Source organism: Microbacterium aoyamense (assembly GCF_023155855.1).
GTDB lineage: Bacteria > Actinomycetota > Actinomycetes > Actinomycetales > Microbacteriaceae > Microbacterium > Microbacterium aoyamense.
The window spans coordinates 614,877-640,648 of record NZ_JAKNUT010000001.1 but is presented as its reverse complement, the minus strand read 5'-3'; the positions used below and the strand labels follow the sequence as shown (position 1 = coordinate 640,648).

The 25,772-nt window shown below is 69.5% G+C and carries 23 protein-coding genes; 11 read left to right on the top strand and 12 right to left on the bottom strand.

Annotated features, from left to right (window positions below):
• Positions 1 to 4 precede the first annotated feature (4 nt).
• The 3 genes from ypfJ (at position 5) to MA876_RS03480 (ending at position 2,404) form a co-directional block, all read left to right on the top strand.
• Positions 5 to 880: a KPN_02809 family neutral zinc metallopeptidase gene (ypfJ, locus tag MA876_RS03490; RefSeq protein WP_248146123.1), complete on the top strand. Its 876-nt coding sequence runs from the start codon at positions 5 to 7 to the stop codon at positions 878 to 880.
• Complete coding sequence (gene pip / locus MA876_RS03485) at positions 877 to 1,854, top strand: prolyl aminopeptidase (RefSeq protein ID WP_248146121.1); 978 nt, start codon at positions 877 to 879, stop codon at positions 1,852 to 1,854. The genes ypfJ and pip overlap by 4 nt, the downstream gene beginning before the upstream one ends.
• 115 nt (positions 1,855 to 1,969) lie before the next feature.
• On the top strand, positions 1,970 to 2,404 hold the full coding sequence (locus MA876_RS03480; protein WP_248146119.1) for a helix-turn-helix domain-containing protein: 435 nt from the start codon (positions 1,970 to 1,972) through the stop codon (positions 2,402 to 2,404).
• Here MA876_RS03480 and MA876_RS03475 read toward each other — a convergent pair.
• The 8 genes from MA876_RS03475 to MA876_RS03440 all read right to left on the bottom strand — a co-directional run bounded on the left by MA876_RS03475 (position 2,401) and on the right by MA876_RS03440 (position 11,601).
• Entirely contained in the window at positions 2,401 to 3,066 is a 666-nt protein-coding gene (locus tag MA876_RS03475) for a TetR family transcriptional regulator (RefSeq protein ID WP_248146117.1), read from the bottom strand. The two genes, MA876_RS03480 and MA876_RS03475, sit on opposite strands and share 4 nt — an antisense overlap.
• 20 nt (positions 3,067 to 3,086) lie before the next feature.
• Entirely contained in the window at positions 3,087 to 4,709 is a 1,623-nt protein-coding gene (locus MA876_RS03470) for a GMC family oxidoreductase (protein ID WP_248146115.1), read from the bottom strand.
• Positions 4,706 to 6,469, bottom strand: a complete 1,764-nt coding sequence (locus MA876_RS03465; protein WP_248146113.1) for an aldehyde dehydrogenase family protein — start codon at positions 6,467 to 6,469, stop codon at positions 4,706 to 4,708. Before MA876_RS03465 ends, MA876_RS03470 begins: the two co-directional genes overlap by 4 nt.
• 57 nt (positions 6,470 to 6,526) lie before the next feature.
• Complete coding sequence (locus tag MA876_RS03460) at positions 6,527 to 8,005, bottom strand: MFS transporter (RefSeq protein ID WP_248146111.1); 1,479 nt, start codon at positions 8,003 to 8,005, stop codon at positions 6,527 to 6,529.
• Between the two features lie 238 nt (positions 8,006 to 8,243).
• Positions 8,244 to 9,494 carry a kynureninase gene (locus MA876_RS03455; RefSeq protein WP_248146109.1) on the bottom strand — a complete coding sequence of 417 codons (1,251 nt, stop codon included), beginning with the start codon at positions 9,492 to 9,494 and terminating at the stop codon, positions 8,244 to 8,246.
• Positions 9,484 to 10,455 (bottom strand): amidohydrolase family protein, encoded by a 972-nt coding sequence (locus MA876_RS03450; protein ID WP_248146107.1) that lies wholly within the window; start codon positions 10,453 to 10,455, stop codon positions 9,484 to 9,486. Before MA876_RS03450 ends, MA876_RS03455 begins: the two co-directional genes overlap by 11 nt.
• A gap of 3 nt (positions 10,456 to 10,458) precedes the next feature.
• The gene (gene kynA / locus MA876_RS03445; RefSeq protein WP_248146105.1) at positions 10,459 to 11,316 is read right to left on the bottom strand and encodes a tryptophan 2,3-dioxygenase; all 858 of its coding nucleotides are present in this window, start codon (positions 11,314 to 11,316) and stop codon (positions 10,459 to 10,461) included.
• Between the two features lie 27 nt (positions 11,317 to 11,343).
• Positions 11,344 to 11,601 (bottom strand): glutaredoxin family protein, encoded by a 258-nt coding sequence (locus MA876_RS03440; protein ID WP_248146103.1) that lies wholly within the window; start codon positions 11,599 to 11,601, stop codon positions 11,344 to 11,346.
• Between the two features lie 123 nt (positions 11,602 to 11,724).
• Between MA876_RS03440 and MA876_RS03435 the strand changes: the two genes are divergently transcribed.
• The 6 genes from MA876_RS03435 to MA876_RS03410 all read left to right on the top strand — a co-directional run bounded on the left by MA876_RS03435 (position 11,725) and on the right by MA876_RS03410 (position 18,887).
• Positions 11,725 to 12,864, top strand: a complete 1,140-nt coding sequence (locus MA876_RS03435; protein ID WP_248146101.1) for a glycosyltransferase — start codon at positions 11,725 to 11,727, stop codon at positions 12,862 to 12,864.
• A gap of 105 nt (positions 12,865 to 12,969) precedes the next feature.
• Positions 12,970 to 14,097: a glycosyltransferase gene (locus MA876_RS03430; RefSeq protein ID WP_248146099.1), complete on the top strand. Its 1,128-nt coding sequence runs from the start codon at positions 12,970 to 12,972 to the stop codon at positions 14,095 to 14,097.
• A complete protein-coding gene (locus tag MA876_RS03425) occupies positions 14,094 to 14,966 on the top strand; it encodes a phosphatase PAP2 family protein (RefSeq protein ID WP_248146097.1) in 873 nt (290 codons plus the stop codon). Before MA876_RS03430 ends, MA876_RS03425 begins: the two co-directional genes overlap by 4 nt.
• 49 nt (positions 14,967 to 15,015) lie before the next feature.
• Positions 15,016 to 16,209 carry a glycosyltransferase gene (locus tag MA876_RS03420; protein WP_248146095.1) on the top strand — a complete coding sequence of 398 codons (1,194 nt, stop codon included), beginning with the start codon at positions 15,016 to 15,018 and terminating at the stop codon, positions 16,207 to 16,209.
• 168 nt (positions 16,210 to 16,377) lie between these two features.
• On the top strand, positions 16,378 to 18,291 hold the full coding sequence (locus MA876_RS03415; RefSeq protein WP_248146093.1) for a polysaccharide biosynthesis tyrosine autokinase: 1,914 nt from the start codon (positions 16,378 to 16,380) through the stop codon (positions 18,289 to 18,291).
• Positions 18,288 to 18,887: an arsenate-mycothiol transferase ArsC gene (locus MA876_RS03410; RefSeq protein WP_248146091.1), complete on the top strand. Its 600-nt coding sequence runs from the start codon at positions 18,288 to 18,290 to the stop codon at positions 18,885 to 18,887. Before MA876_RS03415 ends, MA876_RS03410 begins: the two co-directional genes overlap by 4 nt.
• Positions 18,888 to 18,899: 12 nt before the next feature.
• Here the strand turns inward: MA876_RS03410 and MA876_RS19235 are convergent, their stop codons facing one another.
• Genes MA876_RS19235 through MA876_RS03390 form a run of 4 tightly spaced genes read right to left on the bottom strand, consistent with a single transcriptional unit; the run spans position 18,900 to position 23,632 of the window.
• On the bottom strand, positions 18,900 to 20,054 hold the full coding sequence (locus MA876_RS19235; RefSeq protein ID WP_248146089.1) for a glycosyltransferase family 4 protein: 1,155 nt from the start codon (positions 20,052 to 20,054) through the stop codon (positions 18,900 to 18,902).
• Positions 20,051 to 21,391 carry an O-antigen ligase family protein gene (locus tag MA876_RS19230; RefSeq protein ID WP_248146087.1) on the bottom strand — a complete coding sequence of 447 codons (1,341 nt, stop codon included), beginning with the start codon at positions 21,389 to 21,391 and terminating at the stop codon, positions 20,051 to 20,053. The genes MA876_RS19235 and MA876_RS19230 overlap by 4 nt, the downstream gene beginning before the upstream one ends.
• Before the next feature lie 46 nt (positions 21,392 to 21,437).
• Positions 21,438 to 22,493: a glycosyltransferase family 4 protein gene (locus tag MA876_RS03395; protein WP_248146085.1), complete on the bottom strand. Its 1,056-nt coding sequence runs from the start codon at positions 22,491 to 22,493 to the stop codon at positions 21,438 to 21,440.
• Entirely contained in the window at positions 22,490 to 23,632 is a 1,143-nt protein-coding gene (locus MA876_RS03390; protein WP_248146083.1) for a polysaccharide pyruvyl transferase family protein, read from the bottom strand. Before MA876_RS03390 ends, MA876_RS03395 begins: the two co-directional genes overlap by 4 nt.
• A gap of 166 nt (positions 23,633 to 23,798) precedes the next feature.
• On the opposite strand from MA876_RS03390, the gene MA876_RS03385 reads away from it, so the two are divergent.
• Together MA876_RS03385 and MA876_RS03380 are read left to right on the top strand one after the other, a co-directional pair.
• Entirely contained in the window at positions 23,799 to 24,800 is a 1,002-nt protein-coding gene (locus tag MA876_RS03385) for a glycosyltransferase family 2 protein (RefSeq protein WP_248146081.1), read from the top strand.
• On the top strand, positions 24,797 to 25,759 hold the full coding sequence (locus MA876_RS03380) for a glycosyltransferase family 2 protein (protein ID WP_248146079.1): 963 nt from the start codon (positions 24,797 to 24,799) through the stop codon (positions 25,757 to 25,759). The genes MA876_RS03385 and MA876_RS03380 overlap by 4 nt, the downstream gene beginning before the upstream one ends.
• The last annotated feature ends 13 nt before the right edge of the window (positions 25,760 to 25,772 follow it).

Genomic DNA, 25,772 nt, shown 5'->3' with positions numbered 1-25,772 from the left:
AGGCATGACCTTCAACGACAACGCCCGCGTCGGAGGCAACAAGGCGACTCGCCGTGGTCCCGGCGTCGCGATCGCCGGCGGCGGCATCGCCGGGCTCGGTGGACTCGTCATCCTGCTCTTCAGCCTGTTCACCGGCGGAGACCTCTCGGGACTCCTCGGCGGAGGCATCCCGCAGACCGGAGGAGCGGGGGAGAGCAGCGAGATCACGAACTGCGAGACGGGTGCCGACGCGAATGAACGGGACGACTGCCGGCTGGCCGCGGCATCCCTCGCCATCGATCAGTACTGGGCCGGCAACGTGCAGGACTATCGGGCGCCCGAACTCGTCATCGTCGATGGTTCCACCCAGACCCAGTGCGGAACGGCCTCGAATCAGACCGGGCCGTTCTACTGCCCGCCCGAAGAGACGGTCTACGTCGACCCGACGTTCTTCGGTCTGCTGCGTCAGCAGTTCGGCGCGTCGGCCGGTCCGCTCGCGCAGATCTACGTGCTCGCGCACGAGTACGGGCACCACATCCAGAACATCGCGGGGATCATGCAGCGCTATCCGAACAACGGCACGGGTCCCGACAGCAACGGTGTGCGCACCGAGCTGCAGGCCGACTGCTTCGCGGGCGCTTGGGTCGGGTCGATGACCCAACAGGTCGACGAGAACGGCGTGCCGTTCCTGCAGGCGCCGACCGAGATCGAGATCCGTGACGCGCTGGATGCCGCGCAGACCGTCGGTGACGACCACATCCAGCAGGCGGCCGGGCAGGGCGTCAACCCCGAGACCTGGACCCACGGATCCAGCGAACAGCGTCAGCGCTGGTTCCTCACCGGGTACGAGAGGGGCTACCAGGCGTGCGACACGTTCGAGCCCTCGGGGGGCAGCCTGTGAGCGACGCACTCGACGGCATCCTCTATCCGCCCCTCGAGCCGTACGAGTCGGGCGAGCTCATCGTGGGCGACGGCAACCGCGTCCACTGGGAGCAGTCCGGCAACCCCCAGGGCAAGCCGGTCGTGTTCCTGCACGGCGGCCCGGGCGCGGGGACCTCGCCGTGGCAGCGCCGGTTCTTCGATCCCGAGCGGTATCGCATCGTGCTGTTCGATCAGCGCGGGTGCGGCAAGTCGACGCCGCACGCGAGCGATCCGCATGCGGATCTGCGCTTCAACACCACCTGGCACCTCGTGGCGGACATGGAGCTGCTGCGGCGCAACCTGGGGATCGATCGCTGGCAGGTGTTCGGCGGCTCCTGGGGCAGTGCCCTCGCGCTCGCCTACGCCCAGGCGCACCCCGAAGCGGTGACCGAGCTCGTGCTGCGCGGCATCTTCACGCTGCGCCGACACGAACTCGAGTGGTTCTACGAGGGTGGGGCGTCGGCGATCTTCCCCGACCTGTGGGAGGAGTTCATCGCTCCGATCCCCGTGCTCGAGCGTTCGCGGCTCATCGAGGCGTACCACCGGCGGCTCACCGACCCCGACCCGGCCGTGCACCTGCCCGCGGGCGTCGCCTGGTCGAAGTGGGAGGCATCCACCCTGACGCTGCGCCCCGATCCGCAGCTCGTCGCCGACATGACCGAACCGGCGGCGGCGACCGCGTTCGCACGCATCGAGAACCACTACTTCCTGCACGGCGGGTGGTTCCGCGAGGGCCAGCTCATCGAGGACGCCACGAAGCTCCGCGAGATCCCGGCCGTCATCGTGCAGGGGCGCTACGACGTGTGCACGCCGATCATGACGGCGTGGGACCTGCACCGCGCGTGGCCGGAAGCGGAACTCGTCGTCGTGCCGGACGCATCGCACTCGGCGACCGAGCCGGGAATCGCTGCCGCGCTCAGGCTCGCGACCGACCGCTTCGCCGACGTCGACTGACATGCTACCCGGGGCGCGCAGCGCCGTCCTGGTATACTTTGCGAGTATATAGACGATCGTCTAGGTATGCAAGGGGGGTCAGTGCCGGACCGGGGGGTCGCGGCACGTGCAGAGTATGCAGAACAAGACAGCCGATGTCTCCGATGCCACCGCGTGGGAGTCCCACTACACGGCATGGGCGATCGACGACGGCGATTTCGGAGAGTCCCTGGCCGAGTTGCGATGCGCTGCGCTGCAGCACATCGAGGAACGGCACCGCACCCCGACCTTCGGCGTCGACCACATCGCACGTGAGCTGTACATCAGCCGGCGTCAGCTCTACCGGGCCTTCCCCGACTCGGGCGGGATCGCCAACCTGATCGCTCGCAGACGGCTCGCCTCGGCCGAGGACCTCCTCGTGGGACGTCCGGATCTCTCGCTCGCCGAGGTCGCCGGTCGGTCGGGGTTCTCGACCGCGGGCGTGATGCGCGCGCATTTCCGCCGTCAGTACGGTGTGACTCCGCAGCAGCGTCGGGATGCGATCCTGCGCGCGCGACAGCAGACCATCTAGTCCGTCGCGGTGAAGCCCGGCTGGTCGAATCGGGCGGGCACGATGATCCCGGCGGCGAGGGCGCCGTCGATCAGGCGGTCGACGTCTGCGACGCCGATCGCCCGAAGCTGCCACCGCGTGAAGCGCATGTCGCGCGAGCCCTGACGCTCGGGATGACGGGTGAGGAACGAGATCTGACCGAGTCCCCCCGTGAGCATGAACTCGCCCGCATCGACGGGGTCGAGATCGGCGGGCACCTCCCCGTCCTCGATCGCCTCGCGAAGGTAGCCCGCATAGAGATCGGCGAGGTCGGACAGCAGAGGAGGCAGCGTGAGCCCGCCCGTCCCCGGCGTGAGGAGCATCGACGTCGCGGCCGCGAAGCGAAGGTCGGTCTGCGTGTAGAGCCCCGTCGCCGAGCCGTTCGCGACGAGCGCGCGCACCCCCCGCAGACCGGCCTCGCTGATCGACGCCTCGAGCCGCGCATGCATGCCCAGTGCGTGGGCGAAGAGAGCATCGGCCATGTCGCTCTTCGAGGGGAAGTGGTACGCGAGCGCACCCTTCGTCACACCGAGCCGAGCGGCGATCGACGACAGCGACGCGCTCGCGTAGCCCACCGCGAGGATCTCGCCGGCCGCTGCGTCGAGCATGCGATCGCGCGTGGCAGCGGCAGACGTCCGTGGCATCGTTCGTTCCCCTTCGACGCTCAGGGTACGCGGGTCAGGAGGTCGGCGGCGACCTCCCCGATGACGATCGCGGGGGCGTTCGTGTGTCCGCGGATGAGTGAGGGCATGATGGATGCATCGGCGACGCGCAGTCCGTCGACCCCCCGGACGCGGAGCTGCGGATCGACGACGGAGGCGGCATCCATCCCCATCCGCGCCGTGCCCACGGGGTGGTAGAGCGTGTGCGAGTAGCGGTGGAGTGCGAGCTCCGCGCGCTCGGCTGAGGTCATGGACTCGCCGCCCTCGGGCTGGATCCAGGCCCCCGTCGTGACGGCGCGGAGCGCGTCGGTGTCGATGATCCGCTCGCACGCCGCGAGGCCTGCGAGCATCGTCGCCTCATCGAAGCCGTCGTCGTCGGTGAGGTAGCGCGGGTCGATGACGGGCTTCGCGAACGGGTCGGCCGACGCGAGACGGATCGTGCCGCGGCTGTGCGGCCGGAGCAGGATCGCGCCGACGGTGATGCCCTCGGCCGGCGTCGGCACGAGACCCTCGCCGACGTAGGGCACGGGGGCGAAGATGATCTCGATGTCCGGAAGGTCTGCCGCCATTCCGGAGCGATCGGCGACGGGGGTGCGCAGGAACCCGCATCCCTCGCCCACGTTCGAGGTCAGCATGCCCTTGCGGGCGGTGAGGTAGCGGGCGAGCTCGGCGACGCGTTCGGCGCCGAAGAGCGTACCGCTCTGAGCGGCGGGCGCGAGGCCCGCGACGAGGTGATCCTGCAGATTCGCGCCGACGTCGGGCGCATCGACGAGGACGTCGATCCCGTGCTCGGCGAGGTGCTCCGCGGGGCCGATGCCCGAGAGCATGAGCAGCTGAGGAGTGTTGACAGCTCCGCCCGAGAGGATCACTTCGCGCGTTGCCGTGGCATGCCGTGTGATGCCGTCGATGTCGACGTAGACGCCGGACGCGCGCGGAGTCTCGCCTTTCGAGAAGGTCACGCGTCGCACGTGCGCATTCGTCACGATCCGCAGGTTCGCGCGACCCTTCGCGGGACGCAGGTAGGCGTCGGCCGTCGACGCGCGCCCGCCGCGGTGCTGGGACACCATCGTCTGCGTGAACCCCTGCCCCTCAGGGAGGTTGGGGGCCGTGACGGGGTAGCCCGCCTCGCGCGCCGCGTCGAGGAACGCGCGCGTGTGCCGCCGCGGATCGCGCTGGTGCTCGACCGCTTGCGGACCGCTGGTGCCCTGAGAGGGATGCGTCGGATCCTGCGTGTTCTCGACCCGCCGGAAGTAGGGGACGAGCGAGTCCCACGACCACGCGGGGCCCGCGGCATCCGCCCATTCGTCGTAATCGGCGGCGAACCCGCGGACCCACATCATCGCGTTGAGCGATGACGAGCCGCCGAGCGTCTTGCCGCGCGGCCAGTAGACCGTGCGACCTTTGAGGCGCTCCTGCGGAACGGTGTCGTAGTCCCAGTCGTACGCGCCGCGGAAGAGCTTCGAGAACGCCGCGGGCACGTGCAGTTCGAGCGCCTTGTCGGGGGCGCCGGCCTCGAGCAGCAGCACCGTGACGGTCGGATCCTCACTCAAGCGCGCCGCGAGAGCGGCGCCCGCCGACCCTGCGCCCACGACGACGTAGTCGGTGGTGAGGTCGTCGCGGGTCATGCGCGGAACGCCTGGACGAGCGTGCCCACGAGGCGAGCCCAATCACCGTCCATGCGGAACCGGGTGAAGCCCTCGCTGACCGACGCGCCCGTGCGGGAGGTCACGAACCACGGCGGTTTGGGGAGCACCGACATGCGGCCCTTGCCGGTCAGCGCCGAGAGGGACCGCGGCAGCGGGCGGAACGGACCGCGCGCGATCGAGCGCTCGACGTGATCGAGCAGGAGCGCGTTGTGCACGATCCCGATGCCGCTTTCGACGTGCTGCAGCGTCGCACCGGGGAATCCGCCCCACGCGAGCGTGGGGGTGAGGAAGACGAAGGCCGTCCACGTGTTGATCGCGATCGAGCCGTAGCGCAGCTCGGCGATCGCACGCTCGAAACCCGCCCCGAGAGCGGTCTCGGTGACGGGGTCGATGAGGACGTTCGCACCGAGGGTTCCGACCAGGTGGTCGTTGGCGTGCGCGACGGCGTTGTCGAGGAACTCCTGTCCGTTGCCCGGCAGCGAGACGACGCCGAGGACCGGCGCGAAGTACTCCGTCGTCTCGAGTGCCGCAGGGTCCTCGCCCGGCTCGATCTCGATGAGCGCGCGCGTGCCGTCGCCGCACCAGTCGGCAGAGGGATAGCCGGATGCTGCGGCCGCCAGCTTCTCGTCGCTGCGCGGATACCAGACCGGGCGTGCCGGGGCGGCGTCATACGCCGTGCGCAGCGCCGCGAGGAACGCGTCCCGCTGCGGCCACTCCGCGCTCAGGAGCACGACCTGCCCCGCGATGCAGTTGTGCCCGCTGTTCTGCAGCCGCATCGTCGCGACGTGCTCGGCGTGGAACCGCAGATCGGCGTCAGACCAGACGCCGGGGACGACGATGATGGGGGAGACGCCGCCGAGCTCGGCGGTGATGGGCTTCTTCAGCTGCGGGCGATTCTCGCGCTTGCGCCGAGCGGCCGGCGCGCCCGTCCCCCACACGATCGCGTCGAACGTCGGCGCGGCGCCCGTGATGTGGACGTGGTCGACGCCCTTGTGCGTGGTGAGGTAGGCGCCGACATCCCCGCCCCCGCGCACGATGCGCAAGAAGCCCGGCTCGACGAGGGGGGCGAGCGCGCGCTCGTAGACGGGCACGAGGACGTCCTGAGTCGGGTTGACCTTGAGGATCGCGACGCGATTGTTCGCCAGCAGTTCGTAGAGCACGTCGAGGACGGGAATGGATGTCACGTTGCCCGCGCCCAGGACGAGACCGACGCCGCCGGGGGTCGTCGGGTGCAGCTGCGCGAGACCGGCGTCGCGGCGGGCGGCGGCATCCGTCGTCCCCGGAGTGAACCAGATCTCGCCGGTGTAGCCCGACAGCAGCATGTTGTCGATCGGGTTCTGCGGGAACACGTGCGCGCGGCGCCGGTCGCCGGGTGCCGGCTCGGTCGGGATACCCGCGAGCGGACTTTCGCCCTTCGCGAGCTTCTCCAGCGAGCCGCGATACGCGTCGATCGCGACGAGGGTCGCGTAGGGGCCCGAAAGCCATTCCTCACCGCGGAGGGGATGCCCGGGCTCGAGACCCTTCGAGGTCGCCGCCGTGTCGGCCCACTCCTCGGCGACGGCCGAGACCGTCGCGTGCAGGCGCTCGAGCAGCTTCGCGCGCTGGGCCAGCGTCACGTGCACCCAGGCGCGCAGGCCGGTGCCGAGGTCGGCGATCGCGCTGTCGAGCGCGGGGGCCTCGGCGAGGGTCGTCTTCTCAGGCGCGGTCGGGCGCGTCTTGACGGGTGCGGCGTCGGGCACGGCGCTCTCCTTCGGGCGGGATGGTCCAGTCTACGACCGCCACGGCGGGACGCAGTCTCAGTCCTGCTGCGACTCGATGTCCTGCCGGCGGAGGCGGTAGCGCGCGAGGGTCACGAGGCTGACGGCGATGAGCGCGGCGGGCACGACGCTGAAGCTGATCACGATGCCGGTGAGGGCTGTTGCGGGCTGCGTCACCGACTCGCCGGCCGTCGATGCGATGTATCCGGTCGCGGCGAGCACGATCGACAGCGCGGTGGCGCCGAGCGCGAAGCCCGTCGTCTCACCCGCGGTCCAGACACCGCCGAACGCTCCCGCGCGACCGGGGCCGTTGCGCTGGGCATCGTGTGCGATGACGTCCGGGAGCATCGCCATCGGCAGCGATTGCATGCCCGCGTACGCGATGCCCGCGAACGCGACGGGGAGGTAGATCCAGGCTCCCGGCGCCCAGATCGCGCCGACCGTCGCGAGCGCGGCGATCGCGAAGACGATGCTCGCGACCGCGAAGACGCGCTCCTTGCCGTTGCGGCGTGCGAGCCATCCCCACCCGGGCGCCGCGAACAGAGCCGGCGCGATGAGTGCGACGAAGAGGAAGGTCACGGCATCCTCCGACTTCAGCACCCACGTCGCGAGGTACTGCGCTCCCGCGAGCATGAGCCCCGTCGCGAGCGCCTGCAGCAGGAATGTCGCGAGCAGCGCGCGGAAGGGCTGACTGCGGCGCAGCGCGTCGATGGCCGCACGGTAGTTGGCACGGATGCCGGAGCCGAACGCCGAAGGCGAGGCATCCGTCGTCGTCCCGCTCGTGCCGGCGATCTCGTCGGCCACGAATTCGGCTTCCGCGGCTGTCGCGGACCCGGCGACCTCCATGACCGGACGCGTCGCGAGCGCGTGGCGCGCGGCGCCGGTCGCGATGAGCATGCCGACGCCGATCGTGATGCCCGCGACGATGCCCATCACGAGGTAGCCCGTCGTCGGATCACCCGTGACGGTGCGCAGCAGGGGGCCGCCCGCACCGAAGAGCAGGATCGCGAAGGTGAGGACCACGACGCGCCACGTGAGAAGCGTCGTGCGTGCGTCGTAGCTCTCGGTGAGCTCGGCGGGGAGCGCGATGTACGGCACCTGGAAGAGGCTGAACGCGGTCGCGGTGAGCAGGAAAGCGACGAGCACCCAGATCGCGCCGACGATCGGCCCGAGCGCCGGCGGCACGGCGAAGGTCACGGCGAACAGGACGGGGAGCGCGAGGGAGCCGACCAGCATGAGGCGCCGACGCGTGCCGTGGCGCGCGAGGTCGCGGTCGGTCAGGGCGCCGATGACCGGGTCGATGATGACGTCCCAGATCTTCGCAGCCGAGACGATGACCCCCGCGAGGATCGCCGCGACACCGAGGCTGTCGGTCAGGTAGTAGGTCAGCACCAGCCCGGGGAGCGTCGCGAAGCCGCCCGTGCCGAGGGACCCGATCGCGTACTGCGCGACGGTGCGACGGGGAAGGGCACGGGGGGATGCCGGGGGCGCGGCCGGGCCGCGAGCGTCGGTGCTCATCGCGCCAGTGTAGACGCGCCGACGAGGTCCGCCGGTCGGCGTGTCTCGGCAGCGCGTGTCCTCTTCCGACGCCGTTGAACTTCCCGCTCACACGGGGTGTCGGCGCGGAGGCGATCCTCGCTGCGGCCGATGAACTTCCCGCTCACAGGCCAGTGGGGGTGTGCCGCGGCTGTTGAACTTCCCGCTCACGCGCCACCTGCCGTGTGAGCCGGAAGTTCATCGCGTTCAGGAGAGTACGTCAGCGGGGATGGGGCCCGGACTCGGCGTTGATCGCGTCGGCGACGGCGCGCAGCCCGTCGAGCACCTCGATGAACGAGGTCGACAGCGGTGAGAGTCCGATGCGCAGACCGTCGGGGTCGCGGTAGTCGGGGATGACGTCGTCCGCCCACAGTCGCGCGGTGACAGCGCGCATCGTCGGATGCGACAGCGTCACATGCCCGCCGCGGAATGCCGCGTCCCGAGGCGACGCCACGGTCACGCCCAACGGCCCGAGCAACTCGTCCGATACCTCCACCGCGAACGTCGTGAGGGCGATCGACTTCTCGCGGATCGCGGCGATGCCGGCATCCCGGATCATCTCCAGGGTGTCCTGCATCGCGAGCATTCCGACGATCGGCGGCGTGCCCGATAGGAAGCGTCGCATGCCCTCGGCAGGCGTGTACGAGGGGCCCATCGCGAACACGTCGGCCGTGCCCATCCACCCTTGGATGGGCTGCACGAGACGATCCTGCAGGTTCGTCGCGACGTAGGCGAAGGCGGGCGAGCCCGGCCCGCCGTTGAGGTACTTGTACGTGCATCCGATCGCGACGTCGAACCCCCACTCGTCCGCGAGGACCGGCACGGAGCCCGCCGAGTGGCACAGGTCCCACACGATCAGCGCGCCCGCATCGTGCGCGATGCGCGTGAGCTCGGCGGCGTCCGCCAGATAGCCGGACCGGTAGGCGACGTGCGACAGCAGCACGACCGCGGTCTCGGGCCCGACGGCGTCTCGCAGTGCTTCGGCGGTCACGCCGGCTGACAGGTCGACATCGATCCACCGGACGCGGCCCCCGCGCTCGCGCGCGATGCCGTCGACGAGATACCGGTCGGTCGGGAAGTTGTCGCGATCCACGACGATCTCGACCCGGGCAGAGTCGGCTGCGTGCTGCGCATCGAACGCTGCGCGCACGAGCTTGTAGAGCAGCACCGTCGTGGAGTCGCCGATGACCGTCTGTCCGGGCGCTGCGCCGATCGCGACACGGCCGATCTCGTCGCCGATCGCGAAAGGGAGCTGCATCCACGACTCGTCCCAGCCGCGGATGAGCCTTCCGCCCCATTCCTCCCTCGCGAAACGCCCCAGGCGCTCGACGCTCGCCCGCGGCGGTCGGCCGAGGGAGTTGCCGTCGAAGTAGACGAGGGATGACTCACTGCCGACGAACTCGTCGCGGAAGCGGCGCAGCGGGTCGGTGGCGTCGAGTGCGGTCGCGGCGGCGTCGAGATCAGATGTCATCGTGGACGAGCTCCTCGGAGGGGACGACGGTGGCACCGCCCAGCCACGCGGCGACCTCGCCGAGCGATCCTGGCGGTGGGCCGGGGACGAAGGTGGCCACGCCGGCGGGGGCTCCGACGAGAGCGGGATCGGTCAGGGCATCGACGGCGGCGGCGCCCCGCACGCCGGCCCGGTCGAGGGCTGCGAGCTCGTCGACGAGCACACCGACTCGGCGCTGGCCGTTGCCCAGGTCGGTGCCGTACAGCACGCGTCCGCCGGCGGAGGCGAACGCCGAGAGATTCTCCTCGGCGATCTGCCGTTGTGCGGATCCGTGGATCGCGAGCGTCGAGATCCAGGTCTGCGACGGAGCGGCCCGCTCCACCAGGTCGGCGGACAGCCGCTCGGTGAAGGGCGTGTGCGCGAGCACGTCGACCCCCGCATCGAGAGCGAGTCTCGTCATCCCATCGCCCTCGACATGGGCGACGACAGGCAGCCCGCGCTCGTGCGCGCACGCGACCACCGCGGCGAGGACCGGGCCCGGCAACGTGGGACCCGCGTCGGCGTTGAGCGAGATCTTGATGACGGATGCCCCGAACTCCGCCTGCTCGTCGACGGCCGTCGCGGCGCCGCCGGCGACGCCGGGGTGCGTCGAGGGACCGGTCACGACGCGCATGATCGAGTCCGGCGCCCACCCGCGACCGGACGGATACCCACCCTCCGCGGTGAGGAAGGCTCCGGCATATGCGATCCGCGGCATGCCGTCCCGTGAATGGCGAGCCAACTCCACCGGGTCGCCGCCGAGGTCGAGGACGCCGGCGATGCCGCCGATGGCGAGCGCGCGTTCGTCGATCAGATGCAGATGCACGTGGTGGTCGATGAACGCAGGAAGCATGATGCCCGGCTCGCCGCTGATCGACCGGCGGCAGAACGCTGCCTGCGGTCCGAGGAGTTCACGCAGACGCTGCGGGTCGGGGCGGAGCATCCGTCATCCTATTTCGGTGCGCACGGCGAACAGTTCGGGGAAGAAGGTGAGCTCCAGCGCTCGCTGCAGGAACTGCACGCCGCTCGACCCGCCCGTGCCCGTCTTGAAGCCGATGATCCGCTCGACGGTCTTCATGTGACGGAAGCGCCAGAGCTGGAAATTGTCCTCGAGGTCGACGAGCTCTTCGCATGTCTCGTACGCGGCCCAGTGTGTCTGCGGGTCGGCGTAGATCTCGGCGAAGATCGGCACGAGCTCGGGCGTGAACGTCCATGCCTGCATGACGTCGCGATCGAGCACCTCAGTCGGGATCGGGTAGCCCGATCTCGCCAGCATCCGCAGGAACTCGTCGTACACGCTCGGCGCCTGCAGCGCGGCCGTCAGCATCGCGTGCGCGCCGGGGTCGGATTCGAAGACGCGCAGCATCCCGGCGTTCTTGTTGCCGAGGGTGAACTCGACCGCGCGGTACTGCGCGGACTGGAACCCGCTCGCATTGCCCAGCACTCCGCGGAACTGCGCGTACTCCGCCGGTGTCAGGGTCGCGAGCACGGACCACTGCTCGGTGAGCGTGCGCTGGATGTGCTTGACCCACGCGATGCACTTGAGCGCGCGCGCGAGCTGATCGTCGCGCAGGAGGACGGATGCCGCAGACAGCTCGTGGAGCACGAGCTTGAGCCACAGCTCGGTCGTCTGATGCTGGATGATGAACAGCAGCTCGTCGTGATGCTCGGGCTCGCTGAGCGGCCGTTGGGCGGACAGCAGAGTGCCGAGATCGAGGTACCCGCCGTAGCTCATGCGGTCCTGGAAGTCCGTCACGACCGATCCCTCGATCGTGCGGGTGTTGCGCTCGACGCCCTCGCTCACGGGGTCGAGCCTACTCAGCCCTGGGGCTCAGATGAGAGCGAGCTCGCGGAGCTTGGCCTCGACGTCGGCGTTCGACGGCTCGACGTGGTGCGTCGCGTCGGGGTACACGACGACGGGGATGTTCGTGCGTCCCGAGATCTCGCGCGCGACGTCGGCGGCGGCCGGGTCGGCCACGAGGTCGACGTAGGTGTAGTGGATGCCGAGACCGTCGAGCTGGGACTTGGTGCGGACGCAGTCACGGCACCAGTCAGCGCCGAACATCGTGATCGTGGAAGAGGAAGTCATACGTCCATTCTCCCGGATGGATGCTGGGCGGAGGCCGACCCCGAATGTCACACGGGGGCCGATCATGCGATCATGGTCAGCGTCGCTCCGCTTGGGGGGAGCACGCGCGGAGTGGAGCCGCCCATGGATCTCTCGATCATCGTTCCGACGTTCAACGAGGCGCCGAACATCGCCGAGCTGGTTCGACGCGTCACGGCGGCGACGGCGGGCCTCGTGCGCGAGATCATCTTCGTCGACGACAGTCGGGATGACACTCCCGATGTGGTCCGGGCCGTGGCCGCGCAGTCGACGCTGCCGGTGCGCCTGATCCATCGCGATCAGCCGACGGGTGGCCTCGGCGGCGCCGTCGTCGAAGGGTACGCCGCCGCGGCATCCGACCTCTGTCTCGTGATGGACGGCGACCTCCAGCACCCTCCGGAGAAGATCCCGGAGCTGTATGCGCGCTTTCAGGAGGGCGACGTGGATGCGGTGGTGGCTTCGCGCTACGTCGGTGGCGGCACGGCTTCGGGCCTCGCCGACCGCACGCGGGTCTTCGTCTCGAAGGCGTCGACCCTGGTGACGAGGTCGATGTTCCCCGTCCGGCTGAAAGACGTCACCGACCCCATGACGGGGTTCTATCTGGTGGATCGTCGCGCGCTGGACCTCGACGGGCTCACCCCGCGCGGATTCAAGATCCTGCTCGAGATCCTGGCGCGCAGGTCGTTGCGGGTCGCCGAGGTGCCCTTCGATTTCGCCGACCGGCATGCCGGGGAGTCCAAGGCGTCGTTCCGGCAGGGCATCCACTTCATCACACAGCTGGCCGCCCTGCGCTTCGGGAAGATGTCGATCTTCGCCGTCGTCGGCGGGCTGGGAGCCGTCGCCAACCTCCTGATCGTGTGGGGGCTGACGACGCTGAATGTCGATTACCTCGTCGCGGCCGTCGTCGCCGCCGAAGTGACGATCATCGGCAACTTCCTGCTCATCGAGCGCTTCGTCTTCCACGACATGCGCGACCAGGCGTCGGGTGTCTGGTCGCGCTTCGCCAAATCGTTCGCGTTCAACAACGCCGAGGCGCTCATCCGCATCCCGATCATGGCGCTCATGGTCGAGAACCTGCACATCTCCAGCGTTCTGGCGACGGGGATCACTCTGGTGGTGGCGTTCTTCGTACGCTTCGTCTTCCACTCGCTCGTCGTCTACGCGCCGCGCAAGGAGTCCCCCTCACGGATCCGCGCGCTCATCGACGAGATCGACGAACAGGCCAAGACGCCGGGGGAGCTGTAGACGCCGCGCGGAGGAGGCCCGCGTGCTGGGTATCCTGAAGGCTTGCGGTCCGAATGGGGACGATCGCGAAGCGGAGGGCTGATGACCTCGGAGGATTCGAGGCCGATGGCGACGGATGGCCCCGTGATCGCGCTGGCGCACGACTACGTGACGCAGCGCGGGGGAGCAGAGCGCGTCGCCCTCGCTTTGACGCGCACGTTTCCCGGCAGCCCCCTGCACACGACCCTTTACGATCCCCCCGCGACGTTTCCGGAGTTCGACTCCGTCGACGTGCGGACGATGCCGATCAACCGGTGGCCGATCCTGCGCCATCATCATCGTCTCGCGCTGCCGTTCCTCGCGCGGGCGGTGTCGAACCACCGGGTCGACGCCGACGTCCTCATTGCGTCCTCGAGCGGCTGGGCGCACGGCATCCCTACGACAGGGCGCAAGATCGTCTATTGTCACGCGCCCGCTCGCTGGCTCTACCAGGCGGACCGCTACGCGGGAAGCGTCGAGTCGCGCGGCCTGCGATCGCGTGCCGTCTCGGCGGCGACGGCGATGCTGGGTCCGGGGCTTCGAAAGTGGGATCAGGATGCCGCGGCCTCCGCGGATCGGTACCTCGTCAACTCGCGGGTGGTTCAGACCGCTGTGCGCGAGGTGTACGGCATCGACGCGGAAGTCCTGCCTCCGCCCCCTGCCCCGTTCGATCCGTCGACGCCGTCCGAACGCGTGCCGGGGATCGATCGGCCGTTCGTCCTCTGCGTCGCGAGACTGCTCCCCTACAAGAACGTCGACCTCGTCGTCGAGGCCGTCGCGGCCGTCCCGGACGTCGACCTCGTCGTCGTCGGAGCCGGACCCGACCGCACCCGCCTGGAGGAGCTCGGCCGCGCCGTCGGCGGGACGCATTTCGTCGGCCGAGTGAGCGACGCTCAGCTGAGGTGGCTGTACGAGAACACGACAGGGCTCGTCGCGGCATCCTACGAGGACTTCGGCCTCTCTCCACTCGAGGCCGCATCCTTCGGCAAGGCGACGGCGGCGCTCCGCGACGGCGGCTACCTCGACACCGTGGACGAGGCGATCAACGGTGTCTTCTTCGACGAGCCGAGCCGGGATGCCGTCAGCTCCGCCGTCGAGTCGCTCGTCCGTCAGGAATGGGATTCAGCCATGATCCGATCACACGCCGACACCTTCTCGGAGAAGAGCTTCGCCGCCCGGATGCGCGCGATCGTCGATGCGGAGCTCACCTCGTGAGCGAGTCGACCGGAGCGGTCGAGCAGATCCCCGTGGAGGAGCCCGATCGGCGTCGACGGCGGCTTGCGTCGGCCCTCCTGGCGGTGGCGTTCGCGGCGGCGTTCGTGGCTTTGTACACAGCGGCCGTCCTCACTCCGCAGGGTCAGTTCTGGGACGCCCAGTCGCTCGGCACCTTCGGCGAGTTCCGCACCGAGGACTGGCTCGCCGTCTACGAGGCTCGCGATTGGCTGCCTTTCGCCCTCCTCGGCCTCGGCGCGATCGCCGGCATCGAGGGCATCATCCGCCGCCGGTGGGTCGCTGTCGTCGCCTCGAGCGCCCTCGTGGGCCTCACGGCCCTCGCCGGCTACACGTTCAAGGGCGGGGTCCTCCCGCGCCCGTACCTCGGCGAGTTCGCCTACACGTATCAGACCTTCCCCAGCGGACACGTCGCGATGAGTCTCGCCGCCGTCGTCGCGATGGTGTGGTTCGCACCTCGTTGGCTGCATCCGATCGTCCTGTTCGTCCTCGGCGCCGTGATCGTCCTCGTGGCGGTCGCCTCACTCCTCTCTTTCGCGCACCGGGCGAGCGACGTCGTCGCGGGAGGCCTGCTCGCGGGAGCGATCGCCTTCGCGATCTCGGCGATCGTCGGTCTGCCTCCGTCACGGATCAGATGGCCTCGGCTCGCGTGGTCGGTGGCGGGGGGAGTGGCACTCGTCGCCTGCGCCGTGGTCTATGCGATGCTGCTCGCCGGTGACGGGGCGGAACCTGACATCGATGTGATCGCCGTCGTCGCCATCGTCGCCGTCGCAGGCGTCACGGCCGTCGTGCTCGCCAATCAGTCCGCGATCGATGCGAGCGGGTCGGTGCCCGCCGACGCACCGTCCGCGTGAGCGCGAGACCCTAGTCTCGAATCGGACGAGGATCGAGGAGACATTGTCGATGCGTGTGCTGGTCGTCGATCACACCGCCCGTGAGGGCGGGGCGGAGCTGGCGCTCGCGCGCCTGGTCGAGCAGATCCACAGCCCTCGGATCGACGTGCGGGCTGTGGTGTTCGAGGACGGTCCGCTCGTCGATCGGCTACGGGCGGCGGGAACGCGAACCGTCGTGCTGGCGCTCGATGAGACCGTCGCCCGTACCTCCCGGGACCGGCTCCTCTCACCGGTCGCGTTGGTGAGATCGGTCGCGCAGGCGATCCGTTTCGTACCCCGCCTGGCGCGGGCGATACGCGGATCCGGTGCCGAGCTCGTCGTCGCGAACTCGCTCAAGTCGGCGGTCTTCACAGCGCTCGCTGCACCACTGGCTCGCCGCCCCTGGGTGTGGCACCTGCACGACCGGCTCGCCCCCGACTATCTGCCGCGTCCGCTGGTCGCCGGCATGCGCGCTCTCGCCGCGGCAGGGCCGCGTGCGCTCGTCGTCAACTCGCTCGCCACGATGGACACTCTTCCGCCGCGTGCCCGCGCGAAAGCGTCCGTCGCGTATCCCGGGCTCGCCGCGACGGCGTTCGAGCCCGCCGCGCCGACGCCGGAGGCGCCGGTCGTCGGCATCGTCGGGCGCATCAGCCCGACGAAAGGGCAGCGCGAGTTCCTCGAGGCGGCGGCGATCGTCCTCCGTGGCGGGGAGGACGTCCGATTCCGCGTCGTCGGTGCTTCGCTGTTCGGCGAGGAGGACTACGAAGCCGACATGCACCGTCTGCCGGAGAGTCTCGGCATCGCCGACCGCGTGGAGTTCACGGGATGGGTGGCTGATCCAGGTTCGCAGCTGCGCGCACTCAGCGTGTTCGTGCACGCGTCCCCTGTCCCCGAGCCGTTCGGGCAGGTCGTGGCCGAGGCGATGGCGGCGGGCGTGCCCGTCGTCGCAGCCGACGCGGGAGGGATCCGTGAGCTGCTCGACCCGGAGCCGCGCGAGAGCCATGACGAGGCGTCCGCTGTGCGCGAGACGCGCCTGGGTGTCCTGGTGCGTCCCGGCGACCCCGGCGCGCTCGCGCGAGCGATCGCGATGACGATGGCGGATGACGTCGCACGGGCGCGCCGCGCCGCGGCCGCCGTCGAAGCTGCGCGTGACCTGTTCACGATCGAGCGGACAGCGGCGACGGTTGAGGCCACCTGGAGCGCCGCGGTCTCGAACGGGGCTTGATCTCCTCCCGCTCCTGGGAAAAGGGTCGAGGCATCCGGCGCGGTATAGTTGCCCTGCGCTGGGGGGCGTGAAAAGACTGTCAGTGTCCTTCGATCTGCGCCGATCGCCACATTAGGGCGATACTGTGATGACCGTTCCGCGGTCCTTGTGTGAATGGTCAGGAGTCAAATGTCGCTGCGACAGATCCTTGCGGTGTTGTGGCACCGCAAGTGGACCATGCTCGCGGTGACGCTCATCGCCGTCCTCACAGCCTGGGGATACCTGCAGATCAGGGATGTCGAGTACGAGAGCAGTTCCGTCGTGCGGCTCAACCCGATCGTCACCAACGGCGTGGTCACGGGTGAGATCGGCGGTGTCGCCGTCGAGTTGGGCGCCGACACCATCATGTCGCCGGTCATTCTCGAGCCGGCTGCAGCCAGCTTGGGCGAGTCCACGGCGGCGCTCGAGAACGCCATCTACGCAGAGTTCGTCGAGGGCGAACGCGCGGGCGAGATGACGGTCAGCTCGGTGGGTCCGTCGGCCTCCATAGCCCAAGATCGAGCCTCTGCGGTGGTCGCCACGTACCAGACCTACGTCGACGAGCAGCTCGTCGCCGCGCAGGCGACGTTGGCGCAGCGCTACAGCGATGTCCTCGCGAACGCGCAGAACCTGCAGAACGTCGTCGCCCTCAACCCGGACGATCGGATCGCGAGCGCGAACCTCACGACGGCGATCGCGACCATGAACGGCCTGCAGACCGCGATCAACGACCTCTCCGTCGCCGGCTCCGCGACCACGGTGACCCTGGCCGCCTATCCGGGAGAGGACACCTCGCCGAGCGCGCTGATCATCCTGCTGCTCGCGCTGGCCACCGGTCTGGTCGTCGGCGCCGCCGCCGCGCTCATCAGGGACCAGTTCGACAATCGTCTGCGGGACGAGCGCGAGATCGAGCCGATCACGGGTGCCGCATCTCTCGGCGATCTCGCCTGGGATCGCTCGCTCTCACGCCGGGCGCAGCCCCTGCCCGTCGCGGAGAGCGCGCGCACCGGGCTCAGCGAGGGCCTGCGGACGCTGCGCTCGACGCTGCAGGTCTTGCTGCCCACGCACAGCGCGGCGATCGTCGTCACGAGTGTCGAGCCCGGCGATGGCAAGTCGTTCATCTCGGCGAATCTCGCGCTCGCGTGGGCACGCGGAGGCAAGCGGGTCATCCTGGTGGGTGGCGACCTCCGGCGCCCCGACCTCGCCCGCTACTACCACGACGCCGCCGACGGCGAGGGGCTTGCCGAGCTCCTGCAGGAGCACGAGTCGGGCGAGGGCATCACGCCGGACGTCGTGGAATCCCGCCTCAACACGACTCGCCACCGCCGACTTCGCATCCTCCCGTCGGGCTTCGAGCCGGCTGATCCCGCCGACCTTCTGGCAGGGCCCGCGCTCGCGGCGATCATCGAGTCCCTTCGCTCCCTCGCGGACATCGTCGTCATCGACTCGCCGCCGGCGATGGGAATGGCCGACGCGGCGCTGATGGCGACCCACACCGACGGCGCCCTTCTGGTGGCATCCATCCGCCGCACCGATCGCGCCCGGCTCGCTCAGGCAACTGACGGTCTCAAGGCCAATGGCGTCGTCGTGCTCGGCGTCGTCGCGAACCGCAGCCGCCGACGACTGCCGAAGACGTACAACTCCTACTACCTGCGCACCGCAGGGCCGCGCAGCACGAGTCAGACCGCACCCGGTGCGGGTGACACGCGGTCGGCGGCGAAGAAGTCGATCATGCCGCTCATTCCCAGTTTCATGGGACGCGGCACCAAACCCGAGGAGACGGACGCCGCAGCGGGTCCGGTTCGGCGCACGGGCGGGGCGGCACTCAGCGAGGCCGTCGAGTTGGACGACGACGCGGCGATCGACAGCGAGATGGACTACGACGAACCGGAAGCGTCGCTGGATGATCCGGCGGTCGATGCCGCCGATGGGGATGACGAGGCCCCGATCGACGACGAAGCACTGTTCGACGACTACCCGGAAGACGACGACGAACCCGAGTTCGACACCGAACCGCCAGTCAAGGTGCGGGAGGCGCTCAGCAAGACCAAGGGGAAGCGATGACGCGGCATCGGTCCCACCTCTCGCTCCCGGTACGGTCGCCCGATCCCGAGGCGGGAGTCACCGACATCCTGATCGTGTGTCGGGCCAATCGGTGCAGGTCGCCGTTCGCGGCTGCGATCGGCGAACGACTCGCACAAGACCTGCCGATCCGGTTCCATTCGGCCGGCCTGTTGGGCGGGGGGCATCCGATGCCCGCGCCAGGGCTCGCCGTCGGCAAGCGCCTCGGTTACGACTTCTCGGGTCACCTGAGCCGCGAGCTGGACGTCTATGACCTCGATGGATTCGACCTGATCCTCGCAGCGGACCGCGGCGTCGCTCGTGATCTGCTCGCGGCCAACTCGGACATCTGGCCGCGTCTGTTCACCCTGAAGCAGTTCTCGCGCTGGATCGATGACCACCCTCGGTCGACGGATGCTCCGGTGGGATCGTGGCTGGATACCGCGGCAGTCGGGCGCTCGCGCAGAGCGATGCTGGGTGCCGACGCGGCCGACGACCTCGAAGACCCCGTCGTCTTGCCGGCACCGGCATGGGAGTCGATGGCCGACGAGCTGTCCTCCCAACTGCGCGAGATCGTGAACGGGCTCGAGACTCCGTAGAGCCGGTCCGCCTCACACGCCTTCGAGAACCGCACGCAGCTGACGCCAGGAGTGTCGCCAGTCGCGTTCTTCGGCGCGGGCACGTGCGGCGACTCCGTAGCGAGCGCGTGCTCCGGTGTCGTCGGCGAGGTGGGACAGTGCGTCGGCGAGTGAACGGGGGTCGTCCGCGCCGACGAGAATACCCGCGTCGCCGAGCACTTCCGGAATCCCGCCCACGCGGCTGGCGATCACGGGCAGGCCTGTGGCCATCGCCTCGCCGATCGTGAGGCCGCTCGGCTCGGCCCACCGAGCCGGCGCGACGAAGACGTCCGCCGTCTGCAGAAGGGCCGGCAGGAGCGGACGAGCGGCGAAGGGCTCGAACGTCACGGAGGCACGCGATCCCGCTGCGAGTTCGCGGAGCGAGCGTTCGTACGGCGACAGGGCGGCCTCGCGGTCGAAACCACGGCTCCCGACGATCACGACATCGATGTCGTCTCTGCCCAGCATCCTGACGGCGTCAAGGAGCACGTCGGCGCCCTTGTCGGGCACGAGACGTCCCGCGAACATGACACGCATCCGACCATCGGTGCGCGCGGCGACGGAGGGGGTGAACTGCTCCGTATCCACGCCGTTGTCGACGACGTGCACGCGGCTCGAGAGATGCGCGGGGAGTTGATCCGCCGTGCGTTCGGCCAGATCCGCGCTCACGCATACGATGGCCGACACCGGGTCGAGCGCTCGGGTCACTTCGCGCGGCCCGAAGGTGCGCAGGAGGTCGTTGTGGGCATAGAGCACGCTCGGATGCGGCTGGTCGCGGAGCAATTGCGGCAACGCGGGCGCGTTATGGGCGAGCACGAACGACTCGGGCTGATCGCGCAGCGCTTCGGCGAGGGGACGGAACGTCTGCAGTGCCGCGCGACGTGGCACGCCGACGCGGGCGAGCACCGCGTCGCGGGCGCGGGCGGCCGTCCCCGGCCACGACGCTCCGTCGTACTCGATGATGTCGGCGCTCTCGTACCGCGGGTGGAAGGTGCCGCGCTCGAGCAGAACGCGATGCGCGTAGCGGGCCCCCGCCGGGTCGAGTGTCGAGGCCATCGCCTGCCCGTGCACGACCGTCGGGATCGCAGAACCCGTTCGAGGGGAGAAGTGGTCGCCGGGCGTGATCGCGTGAACGACGGCGCGAGTCACCGGTACACGCCCACGGTGCGCCGGCGCGGCGTGAAGGACTCTCGGCGGAACAGCGTCTGTACGGGATGCGGCGTCCACACGACGCCCTTGAGACGGTCGTGCTCCTGCACGCCGTAGCAGATGCCCACGACGATCCACAGCAGTGACGCATGGGACGCGACCCAGTAGAGGTCGAACTGGCCCTGAACGAATCGCGCGGCCACGATCGCCAGACCGAGGGTGCCGTACACCGGGTCCTTGCGCCACAGCAGCCACATGGCCGCTCCGAACATGCCGAGGAATCCGATGAGACCGAGGACTCCGACGGTCGTGAGCACCTCGAGCTCTGCGTTCGGCGGCTGGAATCCGCTGTACCCGGTGTGGCCGGTGATCCACCAGCGGTTGCCGACGCCGAAGAGCGGCGACATCAGCCATACCGTGATCGAATCGCCGTACCAGATGAGGCGCTGCGAAGCGGAGTTGAACTTGTCTCCCGTCGCGAGCTGCTCCACGACCTCGCTGTAGACGAACCAGGCGATGGGAACGAGAAGGAACCAGATCCAGCGAGAGCGCTTGCCGTTGTGGAATCGCGGGCGCAGCCCCACGATGAGGACTCCGACCAGGGCCCCGACGAGCGACTGCCGCGACTGCGCCGCGAGCATGCCGAGGCCGCACAGTGCGAACGCGGCGTATCCGATCGTCGGCGACCAGCGCAGCCACGGCGGGTTGGCGAACGCGATGACCGCGCCGAACATGAGGAAGGAGCCGATCGCGTTCTTGTGCCACATGCCCAGGTAGACGGCGCCGAAGCCGTTCGTGACGGACGTGAAGATGGCGGCGACGGCGATGGCGCAGCAGATGATGACGTAGATCGACAGCGCGAGTCGCGCGCGCCCTGCGCGGCCGATAGCGAAGCCGACGATGAGGCTCCCCAGCACGAGGACGGCCTGGTGCACCCACTCGACGACGTTCTCGGCGTAGGGATTGAGGATCAGTTGAGGTGCGGTGAGGCCTACGTACAGAGCGCCCGCCCACAGCATCGGCTGGAGCTTCTCCGCACCGCCTCCGCGCAGCATGAGCATGGCGATGATGGTCGCAGCGAACAAGGCGACGTCGGCGCCGCTCATCGGACCGACGCGGGTCACGACGAACACGGCAGGAATCGCCAACACCAGGACGAGTGACAGGTCGAAGAGCGCGAGGGTGAGCAGGAGGGCGCCCGCCGCGACGAGCGGCGCGAACTCGGGATACAGCGCGCTCGTCAATCCCGTCGCGATGCCCGCCACAGCGATCGCCACAGCGGCGCCGATGGACGCCAGAGGCGACCGAGGCAGCGTGATCGAGTGGAGGAGCGACACCCCACCATGCTACGGGTGGGCAGGCGCCGTGGCGATCGGGAAGACGTCAGACCAGCCGCGCCCACAGGCGAGCGTGCTCGGCGGCGCTGCGCTCCCACGAATGGGCGGCGGCACGCGTCTTCCCGCGGGCGATCAGATCCTGCAGGTCGGCCTCGTTGCTCGTCGCCCAGATCACGCCTTCCGCGAGTGCCTGCGGTGTCGGATCGACGAGGATGCCGGCGTCGCCGACGACCTCCGGGAGCGACGACGCCCGCATCGCGACGACGGGCACCCCGACGGCCATGGCCTCCAGCGCCGGCAGACCGAACCCCTCATAGAGCGAGGGGACGACGATGGCTTTCGCGGCAGCCAGGAAGCCGGGGACCACGGCATCCGGCAGCCGACCCACCAGGACGACACCATCGAGTCCGGCGAACAGTCGGTCTCGCTCGGCGTTGCGCGGCCCGGCCAGGGCCAGCGTCAGGTTCGGCCGCGCTCGACGGACGATCGGCCACGCCTCAGCGAGGCCGGCGAGATTCTTGCGACGGGAGGCGCCGCCCGCGGCGACGACGAAGTCGCCGTGCACACCGAGCCCCTGCAGCGCTTCCGCACTCAGCGGCTCGGCGCCGTCGAAGCGCTCACGGTCGAAGCCGTTGGGGATGACGACGGGATCGTCGACGCCGAACATCTCGACGATCTCGGCGGCGCTGAAGGCGGACGGCGTGACGATCGCGCGCGCCCGCAGAAGCTCTTCGCGTGCAGCCCGCGGCGGCACGGCCTCGTCCGGGAACTTCCACGGACCGATGTCGTGAAGCGTGAGGATGTCTCGGCCCGGCGCGGGCGGAAGCGAGACCTTCATCCTGTGGACGAGGTCCGCGCGCGGATAGATGAGCCGAGCAGCAGCGGCACGGGAGCCGGCCGATGCCCGCGCGAGCCAGCCGATGGGGAGGCGGTGCGTCCCCGCGAGCGGCGATCGGAGAGACCGGACGACGATCGATTGCACCGCCCAGTCATCCGACACGGTGCCGAGTGCGTCCTTCGCGCGCGAATCGATCGCGCGCTCGTAGACCTGCGCGCCCATGACCGTTTCGGACGCGAACGTGACGAGGGCGAGGCGACTCACGGCGCGGAATCCCGACCGGCGGCGGTGGCCACGGCGGCCCGCAGGTAACCCCAGGACTTCTCGCGATGCTGCGCGATGAGCTGCGACGACTGCTCCCAGTCCGCGCTCGACATGACGAAGAGTCCCGACACCTCGGTGGCGTCCACCGCGATGCCGTGGAGTGCCAGCAGGGTCCGCAGTCGCGAGTCGGTCTCGTCCCTGGACCGGATGATCACCGGGCGCTGGAACTGGAGGGCGAACAGCGCCGTGTGGAACGAGTCGGTCGCGACGAACTCGGCCTCGCTGAGGGTGCGCACGAAGCCGAACGGGTCGAGGCCGGCGACCTCGTCGATCGATGTGTCGCTCAGATCGACGAGCGGCACATCGATCGCGGCAGCGTGACGCTGCACCCATGCGATCTGATCCGGCCTGCCCCCACCGAGGAAGAACTGCACGCCCTTGCGATCCTGAGGAGGCTCGGGAGGGATCGATGCGAACGACCGCCACTGCTCGCCGTCGAACAGGAGCGTCGGGTCCACGACGACGGGAACCTCGCGCCCGGTGAGCTCTCGGACGATCTCAGCCCCGCGCTGCTCGCGGACGCCGATGTGCGGAATGCCGTCGAGCCAGGCCGCGTAGCGCGCACGGAGGAACTCGGGGATGTCGTGCACACCGAAACTGGCGGCGTAGGCGATGCGGCGGTCCTGCGGCAGGAACGTGAGGAAGTCGATCTCCTGCGCATTGCGGAAGCCGTGGTTCCACACCTGGTCGGAACCGACGACGCCGACGTCGTACTTGGCGCCCCACGCCTCAGGCGCGAGGTCCGGGTAGGAGTCGTGCGTCGTGACGATGTGGCGCCGCGAGAACTCCGCGATCGCCGCCTCGCGGCGATGCGGCGCCATCTGCGGAGCCTGCGGGTGGGATTGCTCGCCGCTCGGGGCCTTGTCGCTCCGCCGCCTGCGCTGGAGGTTCCGTACGTTGCGTCGGGCGAACTCCACGAGCCCGTCCTTGCGCAGGGCCTTCCACGCACGGCTCGCGAGCATGCCCCGATCCATCGCCGGAGGCACGTTCCGAATCGTCTCGACCTCGTAGCCGAGTGATTGGAGCGCTGTTTGGAGCGCGAAGTTCTGGAGCCGATTGCCGAAGTTCGCGTCATCCACGATCGTGACAATCGCTGCCCTGCCGATCGACATCGCGCCGCGCTCCGAACCTTGTGATGAAATCCGCGGAACGAGTTCCCGCCGAGACGACCGCGGTCTCTTCGGCGGGATGCGATCCGCGCCCGAGACAGCGAACAGCAGTCTATCGGCGTACTAGACTCGTGCCGTGTTCACGACGCACGTCGCAGCCGCCGTGCTGATCGCGACCTACAACCGACCCGACTTCCTGCGCACGTGCCTCGAGCACCTCTCCCGCCAGACGGTGCAGCCGGAACGGATCATCGTCGTGGACTCCTCCACCGACAGCCGCTCCGAGGCGGTCGCACAGGGCGTCGACAAGGTGATCTACGTGCGCAATCCCCTCGGTCGCGGGCACACGGCGACGTCCCGGATGCTGGGGGTCGCCCTCATCGGCGATGCCGACGTCGTCGCGTTCATCGACGACGATGCGTACGCCGAGCCGGACTGGTTGGAGCAGCTGCTGCAGCGGTACGAGGACCCGCAGGTCGCCGGAGTCGGCGGGCGGGCCTCCAACGGCCAGCCGGGCGAAGAGAGTCAGGGTCTCGACGCCATCGGCAAGTTCCGGCCGGACGGCACTCTCACCGGGCACTTCGCGGCGCATCCGGGTCATGACGTCGACGTCGACCACTTCCTCGGGGCGAACATGTCGCTGCGGGCGTCGTCGCTCCGTGACATCGGCGGCATCCAGGACTACTACCCCGGCACCTGCCTGCGCGAAGAGAGCGAGATCGCGCTGCGCCTGCGCGAGGCGGGCAGCCGGCTCGTCTACACGCCCGACGCCTTCGTCGAGCACGTCGCCGGAACGTATGCGAAGGGGCGCCGCTTCGACGCCCGCTACTCCTACTACGGGGAGCGCAACCACATCGTCCTGCTGGCGCGGGTCGTCGGCACGCGCGACCCCCGCTTCCGGAACTATCTGAGGGTCGCGCTCGACCACGTCCGCCGCGAGCTCGCCTACGCGGCACGCGCGCTCGGCCGCGGCAAGCTGCGCGGCCCGTCCTCGATCGTCACGGGGGTCGGCAGCGGCCTCACGAAGGCCGCAGGGGCGTTCTGGGGGCTCTCGGTCGGGTTGTGGCTCGTTGCGACGGGACGCGTGCCGCGCGCGCAAGTGCGCTTCTCTCCTCCTCGCTCTTCGTCGGGCTCGTGACCGAAGAGCCCGGCTCGCCCGACGTGAGCATCATCGTGTGCACGCGCAACCGCGTCGACGATCTCGCTCTCCATTTCTCGACGGTCGTCGCCTCGGCGCGGGCCAGCAGCGTGCCGACCGAGGTGATCGTCGTCGACAACGGCTCCACTGACGGCACGGCGGACTTCCTCGCGAGTCGGTTCCCGAGTGTGCGGGTGGTTGCGGCGCCCGAGGCCGGCGTCGCGGCAGCGCGCAACGCGGGCGTACGCGCGGCGGACGGTAAGGTCGTGGTCTTCACGGACGACGACGTGCAGGTGCCGTTGGATTGGGCGCAGCGCATGTCGGCGCCGTTGCTCGAGGGCCGAGCCGAGGTCTGCGTCGGCGGCATCCAGGCGGCCGACGAACTGCGCCGGCCGTGGGTGAGCACGTGGGTCCTGCAGAATCTCGCGCACTATCCGACGCAGAAGGACATCGATCCGGATGTCGTCACCGCGAACGCCGGGGCATTGCGAGCCCTGCTCGAGACCGTGCCGTTCGACGAGCGGCTCGGTCGGCCACCCTACAAGCGCGCAGAAGACGCGTTCTTCGGGGTCCAGGCTCGTGAAGTCGGGGCGCGGATCGTCGGCGTGGCGGGTGATCCCGTCATACATCACTTCGATCCGCGCAGACTGGAGCGGGTCTCCCTCTATCGACTCGTCAGATCCGGCGGTCGCAGCTCGGCCTACGTCTGGTACCACTGGGCGCATGGGCGCGCGCCTCACCTTCTCGTCAAGAGCATCGTCGCTCGCATCGAATTCGCCCTGCGTCTTCCGTGGCTGCGCCGGCATCCGTCCGACCGCGATCTGCAGCTCGCTGCGAAGATCGCCATGCTCGGCGAACTGCGTCGGATCGAAGGGATGCCGCGGCACTATCCGGCTCCGGCGGAGCGGCGCCGAGCGGGATGGTCGCACGGCCGAGCTGAGGATGCCGAAGGCAGATGATTGCCGTGGATCC

What these genes read in the sequence shown, in the direction of transcription:
- ypfJ (WP_248146123.1), top strand. Translation starts at nt 5, where the DNA reads ATGACCTTCAACGACAACGCCCGCGTCGGAGGCAACAAGGCGACTCGC.
- MA876_RS03480 (WP_248146119.1), top strand. Translation starts at nt 1,970, where the DNA reads ATGCAGAACAAGACAGCCGATGTCTCCGATGCCACCGCGTGGGAGTCC.
- MA876_RS03475 (WP_248146117.1), bottom strand. Translation starts at nt 3,066, where the DNA reads ATGCCACGGACGTCTGCCGCTGCCACGCGCGATCGCATGCTCGACGCA.
- MA876_RS03470 (WP_248146115.1), bottom strand. Translation starts at nt 4,709, where the DNA reads ATGACCCGCGACGACCTCACCACCGACTACGTCGTCGTGGGCGCAGGG.
- MA876_RS03460 (WP_248146111.1), bottom strand. Translation starts at nt 8,005, where the DNA reads ATGAGCACCGACGCTCGCGGCCCGGCCGCGCCCCCGGCATCCCCCCGT.
- MA876_RS03455 (WP_248146109.1), bottom strand. Translation starts at nt 9,494, where the DNA reads ATGACATCTGATCTCGACGCCGCCGCGACCGCACTCGACGCCACCGAC.
- MA876_RS03450 (WP_248146107.1), bottom strand. Translation starts at nt 10,455, where the DNA reads ATGCTCCGCCCCGACCCGCAGCGTCTGCGTGAACTCCTCGGACCGCAG.
- MA876_RS03440 (WP_248146103.1), bottom strand. Translation starts at nt 11,601, where the DNA reads ATGACTTCCTCTTCCACGATCACGATGTTCGGCGCTGACTGGTGCCGT.
- MA876_RS03435 (WP_248146101.1), top strand. Translation starts at nt 11,725, where the DNA reads ATGGATCTCTCGATCATCGTTCCGACGTTCAACGAGGCGCCGAACATC.
- MA876_RS03430 (WP_248146099.1), top strand. Translation starts at nt 12,970, where the DNA reads ATGGCGACGGATGGCCCCGTGATCGCGCTGGCGCACGACTACGTGACG.
- MA876_RS03420 (WP_248146095.1), top strand. Translation starts at nt 15,016, where the DNA reads ATGCGTGTGCTGGTCGTCGATCACACCGCCCGTGAGGGCGGGGCGGAG.
- MA876_RS03415 (WP_248146093.1), top strand. Translation starts at nt 16,378, where the DNA reads ATGTCGCTGCGACAGATCCTTGCGGTGTTGTGGCACCGCAAGTGGACC.
- MA876_RS03410 (WP_248146091.1), top strand. Translation starts at nt 18,288, where the DNA reads ATGACGCGGCATCGGTCCCACCTCTCGCTCCCGGTACGGTCGCCCGAT.